Below are 16971 nucleotides of genomic sequence, written 5' to 3' on the forward strand. Positions count from 1 at the left end.
TAGGGAAAGCGTGGATGGACTGTGAAGACTCTGTTACGCCTTTGTGTCGCAACCTGACGTGTCTGTCGGCTGCCTTTCAGCGCTCGCGGGCGCTGCGCGGGTGAACGCCATGGAACGGCTTGGGCAGCTCTTGCGGGACGGCAGGGCGCAGAAAGGGATAGCTGCGCTGCAACTGCGAGCGCAACTCGTGCACGGATCGGCCAATGCGCCCGTGGCCGGTGTCCAGAACGAGGTGGGCGCTGCTGCGGTAGTGCTCGTCGCGCTGGCTGAAAAGCTCGTGCAGGCGCTGCAGCGGGTCGGCCACCTGCAGCAGCGGACGGCTCAAGTCGTGGCGCAGCCGCTCGTGCAGCGATTGCGGCGTGGCGTGCAGGTACACCACCGTGCCGGCGCCGCGCAGCGCCGCACGGTTGGCCTCGCGCAGCACCGAGCCGCCGCCGGTGGCCAGCACGCCGCGCACGCCTTGCGTGAGGTCCGTGATGACGGCGTGCTCCAGGTCGCGGAACGCCTGCTCGCCATGGCGGCTGAAGTACTCGCGTATGGGTACGCCGATGCGGCGCTCGATCTCGTGATCGCTGTCGTGGAAGGGCACGCCCAACTCGCGCGCCAGGCGGCGGCCTATGGTGGTCTTGCCGGCGCCGGGCATGCCCACCAGGCTGAGAAGAAAAGACGTCATGGCTGCGGCATGGAGGCGGTGCGCCCGGGGGCACGGCGGGCCGCCCTGCGTTGAAACAAAAAACGGCCCGCCATTGTGCCTGCCCCGCACGCCACGCCGGCCCGCGCGGGCCGGCGCGCCGCTTCAGGACAGTCCGGTGACGGGCACGCAGGCGCCGTGCACGGCGCGCGCGGCATCCGAGGCCAGAAAGCCCATGACCTGCGCCAGGTCCGCCGGCGCCACCCACAGCGACGGGTCGGCCTGCGGCATGTCGCGGCGGTTGTCCGGCGTGTCAATGATGCTGGGCAGCACGCAGTTGACGTTGATGCCGCGCCCGCGCAGCTCGCCGGCCATGGCCTCGGTCAGCCGCATCACCACGCTCTTGGACGCCGTGTACGCCCCCATCTGCGCCACGCCGCGCTGCGCGCTGTGGGCGCCCACGTTGACCACCTTGCCGCTGCCGCGCTCCAGCATGTGCGGCACCACCGCGCGCACGGCGTGCAGCACGGTGCGGGCGTTGAGGTCCAGCAGCGCATCCCAGTCCGCCTCGGCCAGCTCGTGCACGGCCGGCCCCATGCGAAAGCCGCCGGCCAGGTTGCACAGCACGTCGATGCGACCGAAGCGCTCCAGCGCCTGACGCACCACGCCCTCCATGGCGCCGGGCCGCAGCAGGTCGGCCGCGGCGAGCAGCCGCTGCCCGCCGTCCTCGCCGAAGGCCTCGCGCAGCGCCTGCGCATCGAGGTCCACCAGCACCAACCGGTCGCCGGCCTCCATGAAATGCCGCGCCACGGCGCGGCCCAAGTGGCCGGCGGCGCCGGTGATCAGCACGACACGGGCTGCAGGGCTCATTTCAGCGCTCCTTGCGCGCGGCCGGCGTGCCAGCTGCCGTTGCCGCGGGTGATGACGAGGTCGGTGTCCAGCACGTCGCCGGGGCAAAGCTCGGCCGCGCCGGACTGCTTTTCATACAGCGGCGCGAAGTCGATGCGCGCCAGCTCCAGCAACTGCTCCAGGTCGTCGATGACAAAGTAGCTTTCCTGGAAGTCGTCTATGCGGTAGCGGGTGCGCATGACGCGCTCCAGCTCGAAGCCGATGCGATTGGGCGAGGCGCTGTCCAGCGCGAACATGCTTTCGGTGCTGGAGGAGGCGATGCCCGCGCCGTAGATGCGCAGCCCGTCCTTTTGGCGCAGCAGGCCGAACTCCACCGTGTACCAGTACACCCGCGCCAGCCGGGTGAGCTGGCCTAGGCGGTGCGCGCGCAGGCCGCCTTCGCCGTAAGCCTGGATGTAGTCGGCGATCACCGGGTTCATCAGCATGGGCACGTGGCCGAACACGTCGTGGAAGACGTCGGGCTCCTCCAGATAGTCCAGCTCGTGCGGCTTGCGAATGAAATGGCCGGCCGGAAAGCGGCGGTGCGCCAGGTGCTCGAAGAACACGTCGTCCGGCACCAGCCCCGGCACGGCCACCACCTGCCAGCCTGTGCGGCGCATGAGCGCGTCCGACAGGCGGCGAAAGTCCGGAATCTCGTCGGCGCCAATGGGCAGCTCGCGCATGCCCTGCACGAACTCGTCGCAGGCACGGCCGGGCAGCAGCTTCATCTGGCGCTCGAACAGCGTCTTCCACACGGCATGTTCCTGCGCCGTGTAGCGCTCCCAGCCCTGGTCGATGGTCCAGTCGGGGCGCTGCGGCCTGCAGGCTTCTGCGGCAGCCAAACCGTGCTTCACGGCGGCGGGCGGGGCGTCGGGTCGGCTCAGCGTCGATGGCATGGCGTCACTCCTTCGCTGCTTTTCAGCGCGCCACCGCAGCGACGGCGGCCAGCGCGCGCTCGGCGGCGCGGGCCAGCTCCACGTCCAGCTCGGTGAGGCCGCCCGCGTCGTGCGTGGTCAGCGTCACGGCGACGCGGTTGTAGACGTTGCTCCACTCCGGGTGGTGGTTGAGCCGCTCGGCAGCCAGCGCCACCTGCGCCATGAAGCCGAAAGCCTGCACGAAATCATCAAAAACGAATTCGCGGCTGAGCGTGCCGCCACGCCGGGCGTCGAACTGCCAGCCCGGCAGCGTGCGGGAAATCGACGCGATGGCGTCGGGGCCGAGTGTGCGCATGCAGGTGTCTCCTGTGTCTTCAACGGGATGCGCCGTCTTCGGTCGCGGCGCCTTGGGAAAGACTGTAGAGATGGTGGGGCGCAGTTTTTCTGCAAACTTCAGGCGTCAATCCCTGCCAAGCGCAGTTTTCCTGCAAGACTGAGTCCATGACAGACGCTTTCAAGCTCGATGCGCTGGACCGGCGCATCCTGGCCGCGCTGCAGTCCGACGGCCGCATTACTTACGACGACCTGGCCGCGCGGGTGGGCCTGTCCGCCTCGGCCACGCTGCGCCGCGTCAAGCGCCTGGAGGAAGCCGGCGTGATACGCGGCTACGCCGCGCTGGTGTCGCCGGCCCGCGTGGGGCTGGGCCTCACGGCCTACATCAACGTGCACATGGAAAAGCGCAGCGACGCCGGCAAGCGCAGCCCCATGGACGACTTCACCGCCGCCGTGCAGAGCTGGACCGAGGTGGTGGAGTGCGTGTCCCTGACCGGCGAAATGGACTATTTGCTGCGCGTGGTCGTCACCGACATGGCGCACTACTCGCGCTTCGTCATGGACACGCTGCTGCGCCATCCCAGCGTGAAGGACGTCAAGACCAGCTTCGTGCTGGACCACGTCAAGGAAACGACCGTCGTGCCGGTCTGAAGGGCCCACCCGCCCGCCGCCACAACGCTTGGGCGAATCACACCGTGACGGTCGTATCCATTTGATAAATCGACTGGACGTCTGCGGTACGCAGCCCGGGCGCTGTTAGGCCCGTCACAGGGCGCCCATCCGGCCGGGCAGCGCTCGGCGGGCCCTTTGAGCCGGGCTGTTCGCGGGAACTGCGTCACGCCCGTTGCGCGCCGGCAAATCCGGGCGCTTGCGTGGGGCGCCTTGCCCATGGCATGCGGGCCGTCACCCCAGGGCGCGGACAGCGGAATGACATTCGGAAACAGGTCCCGTACAGCCTCCCCGCGCCTTTCCGAAATACAGCATGTCTCGCTTGAAAACAGGCCAGCGGACGCGGCAGGCGGCGCACCAGGCGCTGCGCAACCGCGGCTCACGCAGCCTGTGGTCAACGGGGGTTGTGCTTTAGCGAGGGAGTGAGCGCGGAGTAGCGCTCCTGTGATGCGCCGGTCCGGAAGTTTTGGACCGGCGCTTTTTTTTGTGCCGACGCGGGCGATGGCCGGGCGCTGGAGGTTGGAAGCGGCCTGGTGAAAATTCAGCTCAATCCAGCGACACCTTGGCGCGCTTGATGACCTCGGCGTACTTGGCCGACTCCGCCGCGATGAAGCTGTTGAACTGCTCGCGCGTGGCGGGGAAGAGGTCGTAGCCGAAGGTGGCGTAGCGCTGCTTGATTTCGGGGTCGGCCAGCGCCTCCTCGATGTCGCGCTGTATGCGCTCGGCTGTCGGCTTGGGCAGGCCCTTAGGCGCGGCGATGGTGGTCCAGCCCGTGACCTCATAGCCGGCCGGGCCGCCGGACTCGGCCACCGTGGGCACGTCGGGGAAGGCGGGGTGGCGCTTGGGCGCCGTGACGGCAATGAACTTCAGCCTGCCCGAGCGCTGCAGCGGGCCCGCGGTGGCCATGGAGCCCAGGGCGAAGTTCAACTCGCCCGTGGCCACGGCCGTGTAGAGCTGAGAGGTCTCCTTGTAGATGACGTGCTGCATCTGTGTGTTGGTCATGGACTCCAACAGCGCCGAGCCCAGGTGCACCGGGTTGCCCACCGACCAGGAGCCGTAGTTCAGCGCCGTGGGCCGCGCCTTGGCGTCGGCCAGGATGTCGCCCACCGTCTTGTACTTGCTGTCGTTGGAGACGCCGACGAAGAAGTAGGTCTTGAACAGGGGCACGAGCGGATCGAAGTCCTTGACCGGGTCGTAGGGCAGCTTCTTGAACAGGTGCGGATAGGCCACCAGGTGCACGTTGTCCAGTTGGATCAGATCGTGCCCGTCGGTGGAGCCGCGCTTGAAGGTGTCGATGGCGATGAAGCCGTTGGCGCCGGGCTTGTTCTCCACCACCACGGGCTTGCCCCACTTCTTCTGCAGCCGCTCGGCCACCAGGCGGACCACGGCCTCGGGGCCGGCGCCTGCCGGGAAGGGCGTGATGATGCGCACGGGGCGGGAAGGGAAATCCTGCGCGTGCGCCGTGGCGCCCAGCAGCGAAAAAGCGGCCAGCGCGGCGCCGGCCAGCAGTTTCATGGCGTTCATGGGGGGTCTCCTCGTTGGGTACTGAGCGGTGTGGTCGCCCGCGCTTTCTGGTCACTCGTGAATGACGGCGCGGGTCGCGCCTGACAGTGTGGCCGCCACGGCGCCCGCAAGCCGCCATCGCGGGGCGCCTTGCGCGGATTTTCCCCACGGTTTCCGGGTTTATCCCGAGTGAAAGCGTTGCGCCGGCGCCAAGGCCTGCCCCGATGCCGGCCCTGGCGGCCACGGCCTCGCGGCGCCCATGGCCCCCACCGGCCCCCACCGGCCCCCATAGTTCCTTGGAACGATGCGCGCCGGCGCCCGCATCCTCCTTTTCGCTCACGCCGCCTGTCCGACCGAAGAATGGGCACGCGCGCCCGCAACGCGGACAGTCACGGCCCATGGACCTGAGCCGTTTCGACACCCCGCGCTATCTCTCCGTGCTCCCGCTGTTCGGCGACTGCCGTCCCGCCGATCTGCAGCACTTGGCCGAAGACTGCCAGCTCACGCGATACGCGCGCGGCGAGCCAGTGTTTCGCTGCGGCGACCCCTGCGACGCTTTCCACGTCGTGGTCACGGGCCAGGTCAAGCTGCACGCCATCTCGGCCTCCGGCCAGGAAAAGGTGATCCGGCTGGTCGGCGCGGGCTACAGCTTCGGCGAGACGCTGGTGTTCGGCCAGCGGCCCTGCTCGGTCAACGCCACGGCGCTGGGCGACACGCTGGTGCTGACGCTGCGCAAGCAAGCGCTGCTGGCCGAAGTGGCCCGGGACCCGCGGCTGGCCTTGCGGCTGCTGGCGGGCATGTCGGAGCAGGTGCACGGCCTCATGAGCGACGTGGAGGCCTACGCGCTGCACAGCGGCACGCAGCGCGTCGTGAATTACCTGCTGCGCGAACGCAGGCCCTGCGAGGACGGCGGCTCGCTGGTGTCGCTGCCGGTGAGCAAGGCCACCATCGCCTCGCGGCTGTCCATCACGCCGGAGTACTTCTCCCGGGTGCTGGCGGAGCTGGAGGCCGGCCACATGATCTCGGTGCAGCGCCGCGACATCCGCATCGTCGACGCACAGCGCCTGGCACGCCATGGCCTGCAGTAACGCCATGAGCTGCCCGCCCTCTTCCACCGCCCAAGGGCTGCAGGATGCCCGCACGCTGCTCACCGAAGAGCTGCTGCGCGGCTTCGACAAGCCGGGCCCGCGCTACACCTCCTACCCCACGGCCGACCGCTTCCACGGCCAGTTTGGCCCGGCACAGGCGACCCAAGCCCTCACGGCGCTGCCGGCTGCCGGCGCGAACGCGCCGCTCTCGCTCTACGTGCACATTCCGTTTTGCGAATCCATCTGCTACTACTGCGCCTGCAACAAGATCATCACCCGCCACCATGAACGCGCCGCCGAGTACCTCGATGCGCTCGAGGCGGAGCTGGCGCTGGTGTCGTCCCTGCTGGGCACGGGACGGCCGGTGTCGCAACTGCATTTCGGCGGCGGCTCGCCGACCTTCCTGTCCGATGCCGAGCTCGAACGGCTGATGTCGGCACTGGCCGCGCGCTTTCAGTTCACGGCGGACTCGGAGATTTCCATCGAGGTCGATCCGCGCACGGTGAGCACGGCACGCCTGGCGCACCTGCGCGGCCTGGGCTTCAACCGGCTGAGCTTTGGCGTGCAGGACTTCGATCCCGACGTGCAACAGGCGGTGCACCGCGTGCAATCCTTTGACGCCGTGCGTGAGCTCATGGACGGCGCGCGGGCACTGGGCTTTGCCTCCATCAACGCCGACTTCATCTACGGCCTGCCCAAGCAGACGCCGCAGAGCTTTGCGCGCACCGTGCAGCAGATTGGCGAGCTGCGCCCGCACCGCATCGCGCTGTATGCCTACGCGCACCTGCCGGAACGCTTCAAGCCGCAGCGCCGCATCCACGAGCAGGATCTGCCCAGCCCGTCGCAGCGCATCACCATGCTGGGCGACGCCATCCACGGGCTGCTGGCGCAGGGTTTCGAGCACATCGGCATGGACCACTTCGCGCTGCCGGCCGACCCGCTGGCCGTGGCCCGGCGCCAGGGAAGCCTGCACCGCAACTTCCAGGGCTACAGCACGCAGCCGGACTGCGACCTCGTGGCCCTGGGCGTGTCGGCCATAGGCCGCATTGGCGGCACCTACTACCAGAACGCCAAAACGCTGCCCACGTACTACGAAAGCCTGCAGCGCCAGGAGCTGCCCGTGGAGCGGGGCTACGAGCTCGATGCGGACGACCGGCTGCGGCGCGACGTGATCATGGCCCTGATGTGCCGGGGCGGCCTGGACTTCGACGCCGTCGAGCAGCAGCACGGCATCCGCGTTGAGGACTACTTCCAGCGCGAGTTGCAAGCGCTGCTGCCGCTGGCGCAGTCGGGGCTGGTGACGCTGCAGGCGCGGCGCATCGGCGTCACGGCGGCGGGCTGGTTTCTCATACGCGCCGTCGCCAGCGTCTTCGACCGCCATTTGCAGGCCGCCACGTCGCGTCCGCGCTTCTCTCGCATGGTCTGAAGAAGGCAGCGCGATAATTTTTGCTCTTTGACTGCGTCCTGATAACTCTCATTATCATGCCGCTACTTAAATAGCAAAAACGGCGTGCCGTTGGAATGACGGGCACCGGGAGCCGATGCAAACCATTGAGCCGCCAAGGAAATCCGCTGCGGGCCGGCCACGGGGTGCACGTACGAAGGTATTGCGCGAGCAACAGCCTTTGGGCGTGCATCACTTCGCCTTCCTCAGGGGATGCCTGCAGGGGCTGGACGTCAGGAAAGCCTGGGAGCGGTATCTGGCCTTTGGCGAGGTCAGCAACCACTCTCGCCATATCGAGCGCCAGCGGGCCTTGCTCATGCAGCGCGTGCTGCGCGAAGCCCAGGCCCTGAACTTGACGCTGGCCGAGGACGAGCGCATCACGGCGGAGTTGGCCTTGCTCGCCCAAGCCCCGCAAGGCCCCGGCGCCACAGCCCTGCCCAGCCTGGACGACTTCGCAGCCGTACACGGCCTGGACAGCGACGGCTGGTCCGAGCAGGACCTGTTGCGCGAGTACCGCGAGTTCTTCGGCCTGGACAGCCCCCCGGAAACCGCTCTCCCCTCGCCTGCCGCGGCGGTATCGAACAGCACCGGGCCGTTGCGTGCCCTGCTTCGGATCGAGGGCCTGCTGTCCCGCCGCCCTGCCCCGGCGGACACGTTGTCCTGGTGGTTGTCGCCTGTCCTGGCCACTCGGCTGCGGGAAGCCGGCATTGCCACCGTGCAAGCCCTGGCCCAAACGGCCAACGCCCATGGCGCGAACTGGTGGCGCCGCGTTCGCGGGTTGGGGGCCACGCGGGCGCAGGCGCTGCTGGACTGGCTCAAACCCATGGTGGCCCACAGCGATGCGGCACTGCGGGAGGACGTCCTGCACCCGCCCCAACGGCGTGCGGCGTTGCGCACCGCCACCCTGGCCACAATAGACACGCCGCCCCGGTGGGCCCTCGTACCTTGGGAGCGGCTGGCGGTGCCGCAGCGCCTGGCGGGTGGCTCGGCCGCACCTGGCTTGTTTGCCACGCGCATGCCCAACCACCTGGGCGCGCACGACGACCGGCAAGCGGTGGAGGCCTGGCTCTCGCAGTTCCGGGACAAGCCCGCCACGCTGCGTGCCTACCGCAAGGAGGTGGAGCGCTTTTACCTGTGGTGCCTGCTGGAGCGGGACAAGCCGCTGTCGTCCATAGACAGCCTGGACGCACAGGCCTACCGTGACTTCATCCGGCAGCCGCCGGCATCGTGGTGTGCGGCCGGCGTCGTCACGCGCGACGACATGGGCTGGCGGCCCTTCCGCGGTCCCTTGAGCCCCGCATCGCAACGGCAGGCGCTGGTCGTGGTGCAAGCCTTGTTTGACGGTTTGCGCGACGCGAACTATCTGGTCGGCAACCCGCTGCGCGCGGTCAACAAGCGCGCGGCGTTGACGGCCTCACGCATGGACATCGACCGTTCCTTCACCGATGCGGAATGGGCATTCATATGTGCCCAGGTCGATCTGGAAGAAGCGGCGGCCCATGGCCGGGGACAGGTGCCGGCGGGGGCGGAACAACGCCGCTTGCGCATGGTGCTGGAGTTGCTCGCCGGCACAGGCCTGCGCTTGTCGGAAATCGCCGGAGCCACGACCGCTTCATTGCGCAGCGTCGCCATCGGCCAAGAAGCTCGGCAAGCCGTCTTGCTGACCGTGGAGGGCAAAGGGGGCAAGCAGCGCGAGGTGCCCCTTGCCGATGATTTGGCGCAACTCGTCGCGCGCCACCATGCCGACGCCTCGTCCATGGGAGCGCTGCCCTCGCCGGCACCGCTGGTGTGCACCTTGGCCGATGCACCGCCCCGGTGGGTGGCCACCGCCGGCGGCAGGGCCGAATTGCAGGTCCGCGGCGCCGGTGGCCGCGCGTTGGGCGCCAGCGGGCTCTACCGCACGCTCAAGCGCTTTTTCAAGCGCATCGCTGCAGAGGCGCATCTGATCAACGGGCTCGATGCCGGCCGCTTCCAGGCGGCCTCCACCCATTGGCTGCGCCATACCTTTGCGCGCCAGGGCGCCGCGGCGCAAGTGCCGGTGGAGGTTCTCCAGCAGGCGCTGGGGCACGCCAGCCTGTCGACGACCACCGTGTACCTGAGCACGGAGCGGTCCCGAATGGTGCTGGAGCTGGAGAAGCTGCACCGGCGCCGCAAGGCGGGTTGACGGCCCCACACGCAGAGGTGTTCTACCGTAGAACACCCAGTACCCACTGCACCACCCGTTCGCGCCTGCCGCGCTTCACCGGGCGGGCAGCCATGCCTCAGCAAGCGCGTCGGTATCACCCATACATCCAGGGCCGCCTGGCCAAGGCTGCGGGTGTTCTACCGTAGAACACCCACCCAACAAAAAGGGGCCCGCAGGCCCCTGGTATGGATTTTCAAGCCTAGACCGGCTATCGGCCGTCAATCGAAGAACTTGCCCAACAGCTCCAGCAAGCGCTTTTCCTTGTCGGCCGTCAGCGCCCCTGCCTTGAAGCGCAGCGTGACGTTGCCGCGGGCATCCTTGTCCCATGAGCCCACCGTTTTGCCGCTCTGGGTGTAGCGGGTCTGCCGTGTCAGCTGGCCTTTTTCGCCCTGGCCGGTCAGGCAAGCCAGCACGTCGCGGGCAGCGGGACGAGGCGACTGCGCAGCCAGGCCTTTGGCACGTTCCAGGACCGCCGCTTCGTCGTGCTCCAGCGCGGCCTTCAGCGGTGCCACCCAGCGGAACTGAAGCTCCAGCGGCGAGGGGAAAGCCTGTACCACCTCGTCCGGCAGAGCGGCGATCTGCAACGCGGTGCTGACGTTGCCGGGTTGCGCCCCGATGGACGAGGCCAGTTGCCGCAGCGAAGGGAACAAGCCGGCGTCCAGGGCGCGCCGGTACATCATGCCCTGCTCCCAGGCCGACAAATCCTTGCGGCCCCGGTTTTCGCGCTCCATTTCTATGAACAGCGCGCGATCCTCGATGTTGTCCACCAAGCACAGCACAGGCAGGCCCAATTGCCGGCAGGCTTCCAGCCGCCGGTGGCCGTACACCACTTCGAAACTGTCCGCCGGCTCGGCCACGGGCCGGACCTTGATGGGCTGGACGTTGCCGCCCGCGTCAGCCACTTCGGCCTTGAGCTTTTCAAACTGCGGCGAGCTGAAATTGAGCTCATGGCGGTTGGCCCAGCGGCTTGGGCGTATCAACGCCGTGTCTATCAGCCGCGTGGCCTTGGCGCCGTCCCATTGGCGCAGATCGGCAAGCGCCTCGTCCAATTGGCCTTGCAGTGCCTGTGCCTGCTGGGCCTTGGCCTGCAGGGCCTCGTTCTCGCGCAGCAGTTCCGAGCGCGCGTCGTTGGCAAACGCCATCATCGCGCCCGGGGCCGTCTTGGGCCGGGCAGGCGCGTCGCTCTCGGGCCCAAGCCCGGGCAGGTTGCTGAAATCCAGCTTGGCGGCCTTGTTCTTGAGACTCATGGCGGCTCCTCAGCTCAGACGGCCAGTTGTTCCAGTTGCGTGGCCCACACGGCCTGGATCTGCTGCTCGACCAGTTCGCACATGCGGTCGTAGGCGTCGCGGGCGCGGGCAAACGTCTTGGCGTTCATGGCGCCGCGGGGCAGGTCGTACACCGTGCCGAACTCGGCCGACGCCGTGGCGGTGACGGCGGTCTTGGGAATCTCGATGGGCAGCACCTTGTCGGCGTAGCCTTCCAGCACCCATTGGCGAACCACCGTGCTGGCCGCGTCGTTGGACTCCACGCGCGACAGCAGCACGTCGATGAACTCAAAGGTCTTGTCCTGGCCGCGGCTGCGAATGAGCTGGTTGCACAGGTCGCTGAACAAGTCCCAGAACTGGGCCGAGCTGGCGAAGTCCAGTGCCGAGGGGGGCAAGGGCATGATCACCCCGTCGGCGGCCATCAGCGCATTGATGGTGACGTAGCTCAGCGCCGGCGGCGTGTCGATGATGATGATGTCGTAGTCCATGCGCGCCTGGTCCAGCCCGCGGTCGAGCACGCGCCAGAACTCGAAGCCCGGGTCGCGCGTCTGGCGGGCGGGCAGGGCGAACTCGGCGCCAAACAGCAGCGGCGCGGCGCACACCAGGTCGATGCCCGGCCAGTAGCTGCCGCGTATGGCGTAGCTCAAGTCCTCGTGGGCGCCGGAGAACAGCAGCATGGCCGTGTGTTCCTGCTCCACTTCGGCGTCCGGCAGCACGCCGAACAGCGTGGTGGCCGAGCCCTGCGGGTCCAGGTCCACGACCAGCACCCGGTGGCCGCGCATGGACAAGCCCTGCGCCAGCGTCACGGCCGACGTGGTCTTGGCCACGCCGCCCTTGAAGTTGGCCACCGTCAGCGTGGTGCCCACGGCGCCTTCGGGACGCATGTGGGGGGCGCGGAACTCGCGAATCCACTGGCGCGCATCCGCCATGGACCACTCGCGCCGGTTGCCCTGCATCTGACCAGCGGGCAGATCGCCACGGGTGAGCCGGTAGGCAATCTTCGATTTGTCCACGTGGCACAGCTGCGCCAGTTGAGCGGCGCTCAAGGACGGCGCCGACTTCTTGGCCGCCGGCGGCAGCATGGCCGCACGAATGTGCCCCATCATGGCCGCCACGCGTGCCGCTTGATGTTCGATGTCGGCCAGGCTTTGCCGACGGATGGCCTGTTTGATGTCCATGTCCGTGCCCGCTTGTTACGTTTTTGGGATTGCAGACGATTATGCATGGCACATCGGAAAAATCGCATGTGCAGTGGCACAGCGCACAACATGGGCCTTATCAGCAGCGCCGTTTGATTTCTTTACTATCTTCTCGGCGGGATTAATAAAGTCTAAAGAAGTTAAAGAGATTAAAGCTTGTGGACAACTCGGTTTTATCTATAAAAATCAATGATTTACTGAATATTAATAATGCACTCTGTCCAGCTTTTAACCGATACCGTCCAGTATTTAACCGATACCGTCCATGATTCAACCGCCAAGTGTCCAGCGTCTGCCCGGACACTGTGGCAGCTTGTCCACAAGGCACCGTGTTGGCGCGCCGGGCACATGCGATGGCCGGCAGCCGTTCCTGAAGTGTCTGCTGTCCAGCCCTTAACCGCCTGAACTTCAAGAAAAACATTGGACAGAGTCTGCCCGGTGTCCAGGTTTCAACCGGCCTGCTTTATTGATCGCTTGGAGGCCGCGTCGCAAGCTGTCCAGCTTTTAACCGGCTGCCGGTTCTTCACGCTGTGGTCGGGGCGGAAAGGAAATGTCCAGGAAAAAACCGCTGTGCTCCGATCACAAGCAAGCAGCACAGCGGTGGACTGTCCAGCTTTTAACCGATTTGATGGAGGAGCACGCTGCCCGCAAGGACACGATGTGTCCATTTTCTAACCGGAGAAGTAGGGCTCACGATCTGTCGTCATGCGATCGGACGCGGATTCACTTGAAATTCGAAGAAACGCGAAGGCATAGAAAGTCCCTAAGCGTCCAGGGGTGCGTGGACATATGATGCTGTCCCATGGATGACAAAGACCAGCCGCGCGTCCCGGTGCCCAAGGAAGAAGGCGCGGAGCTGCGCAAGCCGCACGAGATGATCGTGATGGTCCCGCGCTCGCGCCGCGTCACGCTCACGGGGCGGCGGCTGTACAACGCGCTGCTGCAGGTATCGCAGTCGCGGCTGCAGGCCATGGAGACCATGCCGGCCGCGGACTACCTGTTCGAGGCGCCCTTGCCCGCGCTGCTGCGCACCACCGGCTCCAGCGGCGAGGACCGCACGGCCGCCAAACGCTACCTGCGCGAGATGCGGGGGCTGGAAGTGGACTGGGAATCCACGGCGCCCGGCGACGGTTTGAAATGGCGCGGCTTCAGCATGCTCAGCGAAGTGGCCATAGAGGTGCGCAACGGCGAGAACTGGGTGTCCTGGTCTTACCCGCCCACCATCATGTCGGCGCTGCGCGAGCCCGCGCGCTGGGCTCGCATCGACCTGGACGTCCTGGCCAAGCTGGGCTCCTACGCTGCCGTGGCGCTGTATGAAATCTGCGCCCGCTACCGGGACAACCCCTCCGGCGTGACCAGCCGCAAGCCGGTGCAGTGGTGGGCCGATGCACTCAACCCCGCACCCGGCGGCGCCGAGCGGCGCGAGTGGCGCAAGTTCAAGAACGAGCGCGTGAAGCCGGCGGTCGAGGAGATCAACAGCGAGACCGACATCGAGATCGAGCTCATAGAGCACAAGGTCGGCCGCGCCGTGAGCGAAGTGCAATTCGCCGTGCGCCGCAAGCGCGGCACGCCGCGCGCGCGGGCGCTTGCCGAGGGGCCGGTGGATGCAGGCCTGGTGCTGCGCGCGGAGTCGCTGGGCATACGCGAAGCCAAGCTAGACGGCCTGATCAAGGAATTCGGCGAGACCCGGGTGCGCGAGCAACTGGACGTGCTGGAGCACCGCGCCGTCAACCGCAAGTTGCGCGGCATCGAGCACGCCTACGCGTATCTGCGCTCATTGCTGCGCCATGGCGATGCCCAGGAGCCCCCGGCGCTGCCCGGCACGCCGGTGCCGGCCGCCGTGGTGGAGCAGGGGAGCGCGGCCGCCATCCAGGCGCTGGCTTCGCCGGCGCCGGCGCCGGCATCGCCCGCCGTGGCCGACACCGGGGCCCATGCCGAAGCCTGGCTCAACGAGCGCATTGCGCAGGTGAAAAGCGAGATTGCCGCGTTGGACCCCGTGCAGCGCCGTGGCTGGGTGGAGCGCGCGCTGCAGGAGCTGGCCGCGCGCGGGATGCTCAGCGCCGTGGTCTCGCGCCGCGCCGCGCAGGGCGACGTGCTGCACGGTGTGCTGGGCTCGGTGTTGGTGCGCCTGTATGCGCAAGCGGTGCATGGCGCGGACTGGGACACGCCGCCGGGTGTTCGGCGCTGAGGCCCGTTACGGCACCCAGTTGCCCATGGACCGGCGAGCCAGTTGCGCCGCGCCGTAGGCCGCTTCCTCGTGGGCCGCGACGGCCACGGGCACACCCAGGCAGCTTTGGCGCAGATGCCGCCAGGGCGCATTGGCCGCGCCGCCGCCCACCGTCCACACGCACGATGGGTAAGGCGCTCCCAGCGCCGCCAGGCGCCGGTAGCCCAAGGCTTCAACGTTCGCGATGCCTTCGAGCAGGCCCTGGAAGAACAGGGCGGCGTCCGCGGGCCGCGGCGTGTCGCGTGGCGCCAGGGCCGGGTCGTTGACGGGGAAACGTTCTCCGGGTGCAGGCAGCGGGTAGTAGTCGAGGCCTGTCCATTGGCCGGGGCGCAGCCTGGGGCTCAGCTCGGCCATGCGCTGACGGGTGAAATGCCGCAGCAGCGCGGCCCCACCGCTGTTGGAGGCGCCGCCCGCGAGCCACCGCTGTCCCAGCCGGTGGCTGTAGATGCCGTACTGCGGCGCCCACGCCGGCTGCGCCGACAGCACTTTGAGCACCAGCGTGCTGCCCAGCGAAGTGACGGCCTCGCCCACCTCGCACGCGCCCGTGGCCAGGAAGGCCGCGACACCGTCGGTCGTTCCGGCCACCACCTGCACGTCGGCGGGCAGGTTCAACTCGCGGGCGATATGGGGCGCCAGCGGCCCAAGCCGCGTGCCGGGCACCGCGACTTGCGGCAGCAGCTCCATGCGCAGCGGCAGCCCCTGCAGCCAATTTGGCCAGCGCCGCGACAGCGGGTCGTAGCCCAGCTTCAATGCGTTGTGTTCGTCGGACCAGCCGAAGCGGCCCAGGAGTTGGCCAGCGATCCAGTCGGCCTGGTGCAGGGCGTGGGCGGCCCGCGGCGTTTGGGCCTGCAGATGCAGCAGCCGCGCCAGCGCGCAGCCGGGTCCGCGCGCGGCGGTGTCGGGTGGCGCCACGGCGGCAATCTGCGCGGCTTCGGCCAGCGAGGCCGCGTCGTCATACATGAGCGCCGGCGTGAGCGGCACGCCTTGGGCGTCGGCCAGCAGCAGGGTGCCGGACGTCCCGTCCACCGCAATGGACATCAAGCGTTCGCGGCGCACTTGGGTGAGCACCGCCTGCAGCACCCGCCGCACCGCGGCCCACCAATCGGCAGCTTGCTGCGTGACGCGGGCACCGTCGCGCAGCGACGGCGGCAGGGCTTCGCGGGCCGTGGCCTGCACGTCGCCATGGCCGGCCACCACCACCGCGCGCACGCCGGAGGTGCCCAGGTCCAGGCCCAGGTGCAGGGCGTCGTCAGAGGCGGGAACACTGTCCATGGCCGCATTGTTGGGGGCGGCGCCCCTGGGCAGGTGTCAGGGATCGATGACGGCCGCGCAGGCGTCCGTGGGCAAGGCCGCGGCGTGGCCCACCACCGGGACGATCTTGATCACTGCCGACGCGGCGCGGCAGGGAAAGGCGACGGCGCCGCAGCCCCCAAGCAGCGAGGTCAGGACGAGGGCGCAGCAAGTCAGTACAACGGTTCGCATGCCGCTCCAACGGCAGCGCGGCGGCCCCGTTGACGGCCGCCGCCTTCCCAATCCAACTGTTACGACAGGACGCGGTGAAAAGTCACGTCGGCGGACCGCGCCCGTGCCCGCCGCTCAAGCCGTGCACGCGCCCGCCGGGGCGAAGCAGGGTGGAGCGGGCGCGCTATCCTCGGCACCCGCCACAGCGGCGGCATTCACCTTCACTTCTCTATATAAGACGCGCCGCGCCGCTGCGCGTCCTGCCGGTGTGAATCTCAAGCAGCTCGAATACTTCGTCCAGGTCGCCGAACTGGGCAGCTTCAGCAAGGCTGCGGCCGTGCTGGACATCGCGCAGCCCGCGCTCAGCCGCCAGGTGCGCTCGCTGGAAATCGAGTTGCGCGAGACGCTGCTGCTGCGCAATGGCCGCGGCGTGGTGTTGACCGAGGCCGGGCGCCGTTTGCTGGAGCACGGCAGCGGCATCCTGCAGGCCGTGGCGCAGGCGCGCGAGGACATGCGCTCCTCGCGCGACGAGGCGGTGGGCCGTGTCGTCATCGGCGTGCCGCCCACCATGGGGCGCAAGCTCACCGTGCCGCTGGTGGAAACCTTCAAGCAGCGGCTGCCGCGGGCGCAGTTGGCCATTGTCGAGGGGCTGTCCACGCACATCGTCGAGTGGATCCTGAGCTCGCGCGTGGACATCGGCCTGCTCTACAACCCCGAGGCGCAGCCGGGGCTGGAGGTCATGCCGCTGCTCAACGAGCCGCTGTGCCTGGTGGAGCGGCGCGAGGCACCGTCCGACCGCGCGCCTGGCAAGGCGCTGGTGCCGCTGCGCGAGCTGGCCGCCTTGCCGCTGGTGCTGCCCGAGCGCGCCCACGTGATACGGCGCCAGCTGGAAACGCAGGCGGCGCTGGTTGGGCTCAAGCTGCAGATTGCCTGGGAAGTCTCCAGCGTGGCCTCCATCATCGAGCTGGTGGCCGCCGGCCACGGCTGTGCCGTGCTCACCGCCAGCGCCGTGAACGCTTCTCCGCGGGCCAACGAGCTGCGTGCCCGCCCGCTCACCGATCCCACGCTCACCAGCGTGCTGTGCCTGGCCCGCTCCTCCACGCGGCGGCCGGGTCCGCTGATGCGCCAGGCGTCGCAACTGCTCGTGGACCTCAGCCTCGGCCTGCCCACCGGCGGCACGGCCCTCGTCGGTACCGACTGATT

General features: G+C 68.3%; 16 protein-coding genes. 7 read left to right on the forward strand and 9 right to left on the reverse strand.

From position 1 onward, the window contains the following. Positions 1–76 precede the first annotated feature (76 nt). From SM757_RS24090 to SM757_RS24105, 4 genes are all read right to left on the reverse strand, one after another. Positions 77–673, reverse strand: a complete 597-nt coding sequence (locus tag SM757_RS24090) for a shikimate kinase (RefSeq protein WP_322467343.1) — start codon at positions 671–673, stop codon at positions 77–79. A 123-nt stretch (positions 674–796) separates the two neighbouring features. After that, positions 797–1501: an SDR family oxidoreductase gene (locus SM757_RS24095; RefSeq protein ID WP_066337309.1), complete on the reverse strand. Its 705-nt coding sequence runs from the start codon at positions 1499–1501 to the stop codon at positions 797–799. After that, the gene (phhA, locus tag SM757_RS24100) at positions 1498–2415 is read right to left on the reverse strand and encodes a phenylalanine 4-monooxygenase (protein WP_322467344.1); all 918 of its coding nucleotides are present in this window, start codon (positions 2413–2415) and stop codon (positions 1498–1500) included. Before phhA ends, SM757_RS24095 begins: the two co-directional genes overlap by 4 nt. Before the next feature lie 22 nt (positions 2416–2437). After that, on the reverse strand, positions 2438–2749 hold the full coding sequence (locus SM757_RS24105; protein ID WP_322467345.1) for a 4a-hydroxytetrahydrobiopterin dehydratase: 312 nt from the start codon (positions 2747–2749) through the stop codon (positions 2438–2440). A 146-nt stretch (positions 2750–2895) separates the two neighbouring features. Between SM757_RS24105 and SM757_RS24110 the strand changes: the two genes are divergently transcribed. Next, on the forward strand, positions 2896–3378 hold the full coding sequence (locus SM757_RS24110) for an Lrp/AsnC family transcriptional regulator (RefSeq protein ID WP_066337315.1): 483 nt from the start codon (positions 2896–2898) through the stop codon (positions 3376–3378). Positions 3379–3942: 564 nt separating this feature from the next. Here the strand turns inward: SM757_RS24110 and SM757_RS24115 are convergent. Then, entirely contained in the window at positions 3943–4920 is a 978-nt protein-coding gene (locus SM757_RS24115) for a Bug family tripartite tricarboxylate transporter substrate binding protein (RefSeq protein ID WP_407655801.1), read from the reverse strand. A 377-nt stretch (positions 4921–5297) separates the two neighbouring features. Here SM757_RS24115 and SM757_RS24120 point away from each other — a divergent pair, with 377 nt between their 5' ends. The 3 genes from SM757_RS24120 to SM757_RS24130 all read left to right on the forward strand — a co-directional run bounded on the left by SM757_RS24120 (position 5298) and on the right by SM757_RS24130 (position 9595). Next, positions 5298–5987 carry a Crp/Fnr family transcriptional regulator gene (locus SM757_RS24120; protein ID WP_066337318.1) on the forward strand — a complete coding sequence of 230 codons (690 nt, stop codon included), beginning with the start codon at positions 5298–5300 and terminating at the stop codon, positions 5985–5987. Positions 5988–5991: 4 nt separating this feature from the next. Next, positions 5992–7413, forward strand: coding sequence for an oxygen-independent coproporphyrinogen III oxidase (gene hemN / locus SM757_RS24125; protein WP_218011468.1), 1422 nt, complete (start codon positions 5992–5994; stop codon positions 7411–7413). 205 nt (positions 7414–7618) lie between these two features. Further along, positions 7619–9595 carry a tyrosine-type recombinase/integrase gene (locus SM757_RS24130; protein ID WP_322467346.1) on the forward strand — a complete coding sequence of 659 codons (1977 nt, stop codon included), beginning with the start codon at positions 7619–7621 and terminating at the stop codon, positions 9593–9595. A 239-nt stretch (positions 9596–9834) separates the two neighbouring features. Here the strand turns inward: SM757_RS24130 and SM757_RS24135 are convergent, their stop codons facing one another. Together SM757_RS24135 and SM757_RS24140 are read right to left on the reverse strand one after the other, a co-directional pair. Next, positions 9835–10863: a ParB/RepB/Spo0J family partition protein gene (locus tag SM757_RS24135; RefSeq protein ID WP_066337322.1), complete on the reverse strand. Its 1029-nt coding sequence runs from the start codon at positions 10861–10863 to the stop codon at positions 9835–9837. 14 nt (positions 10864–10877) lie between these two features. Beyond that, positions 10878–12059 (reverse strand): AAA family ATPase, encoded by a 1182-nt coding sequence (locus tag SM757_RS24140; protein ID WP_066337323.1) that lies wholly within the window; start codon positions 12057–12059, stop codon positions 10878–10880. Between SM757_RS24140 and SM757_RS24145 the strand changes: the two genes are divergently transcribed. Together SM757_RS24145 and SM757_RS24150 are read left to right on the forward strand one after the other, a co-directional pair. Continuing rightward, positions 12052–12273 carry a hypothetical protein gene (locus tag SM757_RS24145; protein WP_322467347.1) on the forward strand — a complete coding sequence of 74 codons (222 nt, stop codon included), beginning with the start codon at positions 12052–12054 and terminating at the stop codon, positions 12271–12273. The two genes, SM757_RS24140 and SM757_RS24145, sit on opposite strands and share 8 nt — an antisense overlap. 609 nt (positions 12274–12882) lie before the next feature. After that, the gene (locus SM757_RS24150; protein ID WP_322467348.1) at positions 12883–14268 is read left to right on the forward strand and encodes a replication initiation protein; all 1386 of its coding nucleotides are present in this window, start codon (positions 12883–12885) and stop codon (positions 14266–14268) included. A gap of 6 nt (positions 14269–14274) precedes the next feature. Here the strand turns inward: SM757_RS24150 and SM757_RS24155 are convergent, their stop codons facing one another. Together SM757_RS24155 and SM757_RS24160 are read right to left on the reverse strand one after the other, a co-directional pair. Further along, entirely contained in the window at positions 14275–15579 is a 1305-nt protein-coding gene (locus SM757_RS24155; RefSeq protein WP_322467349.1) for an FGGY-family carbohydrate kinase, read from the reverse strand. Between the two features lie 36 nt (positions 15580–15615). Beyond that, on the reverse strand, positions 15616–15789 hold the full coding sequence (locus tag SM757_RS24160) for a DUF6726 family protein (RefSeq protein ID WP_169805919.1): 174 nt from the start codon (positions 15787–15789) through the stop codon (positions 15616–15618). Positions 15790–16036: 247 nt separating this feature from the next. Between SM757_RS24160 and SM757_RS24165 the strand changes: the two genes are divergently transcribed. Next, positions 16037–16969, forward strand: a complete 933-nt coding sequence (locus SM757_RS24165; RefSeq protein WP_322467350.1) for a LysR family transcriptional regulator — start codon at positions 16037–16039, stop codon at positions 16967–16969. Positions 16970–16971: the final 2 nt, after the last annotated feature.

The sequence above is a fragment of the Azohydromonas lata genome, from assembly GCF_034427735.1.
Classification (GTDB): Bacteria; Pseudomonadota; Gammaproteobacteria; order Burkholderiales; family Burkholderiaceae_C; genus Azohydromonas; species Azohydromonas lata.

Bases quoted from the DNA above. Each gene is read 5' to 3' on its own strand.
- SM757_RS24095 (WP_066337309.1), bottom strand. From the start codon at position 1,501: ATGAGCCCTGCAGCCCGTGTCGTGCTGATCACCGGCGCCGCCGGCCAC.
- SM757_RS24090 (WP_322467343.1), bottom strand. From the start codon at position 673: ATGACGTCTTTTCTTCTCAGCCTGGTGGGCATGCCCGGCGCCGGCAAG.
- SM757_RS24105 (WP_322467345.1), bottom strand. From the start codon at position 2,749: ATGCGCACACTCGGCCCCGACGCCATCGCGTCGATTTCCCGCACGCTG.
- SM757_RS24110 (WP_066337315.1), top strand. From the start codon at position 2,896: ATGACAGACGCTTTCAAGCTCGATGCGCTGGACCGGCGCATCCTGGCC.
- SM757_RS24120 (WP_066337318.1), top strand. From the start codon at position 5,298: ATGGACCTGAGCCGTTTCGACACCCCGCGCTATCTCTCCGTGCTCCCG.
- SM757_RS24150 (WP_322467348.1), top strand. From the start codon at position 12,883: ATGGATGACAAAGACCAGCCGCGCGTCCCGGTGCCCAAGGAAGAAGGC.
- SM757_RS24145 (WP_322467347.1), top strand. From the start codon at position 12,052: ATGTCCATGTCCGTGCCCGCTTGTTACGTTTTTGGGATTGCAGACGAT.
- SM757_RS24135 (WP_066337322.1), bottom strand. From the start codon at position 10,863: ATGAGTCTCAAGAACAAGGCCGCCAAGCTGGATTTCAGCAACCTGCCC.
- SM757_RS24115 (WP_407655801.1), bottom strand. From the start codon at position 4,920: ATGAACGCCATGAAACTGCTGGCCGGCGCCGCGCTGGCCGCTTTTTCG.
- phhA (WP_322467344.1), bottom strand. From the start codon at position 2,415: ATGCCATCGACGCTGAGCCGACCCGACGCCCCGCCCGCCGCCGTGAAG.
- SM757_RS24140 (WP_066337323.1), bottom strand. From the start codon at position 12,059: ATGGACATCAAACAGGCCATCCGTCGGCAAAGCCTGGCCGACATCGAA.
- SM757_RS24155 (WP_322467349.1), bottom strand. From the start codon at position 15,579: ATGGACAGTGTTCCCGCCTCTGACGACGCCCTGCACCTGGGCCTGGAC.
- SM757_RS24160 (WP_169805919.1), bottom strand. From the start codon at position 15,789: ATGCGAACCGTTGTACTGACTTGCTGCGCCCTCGTCCTGACCTCGCTG.
- hemN (WP_218011468.1), top strand. From the start codon at position 5,992: ATGAGCTGCCCGCCCTCTTCCACCGCCCAAGGGCTGCAGGATGCCCGC.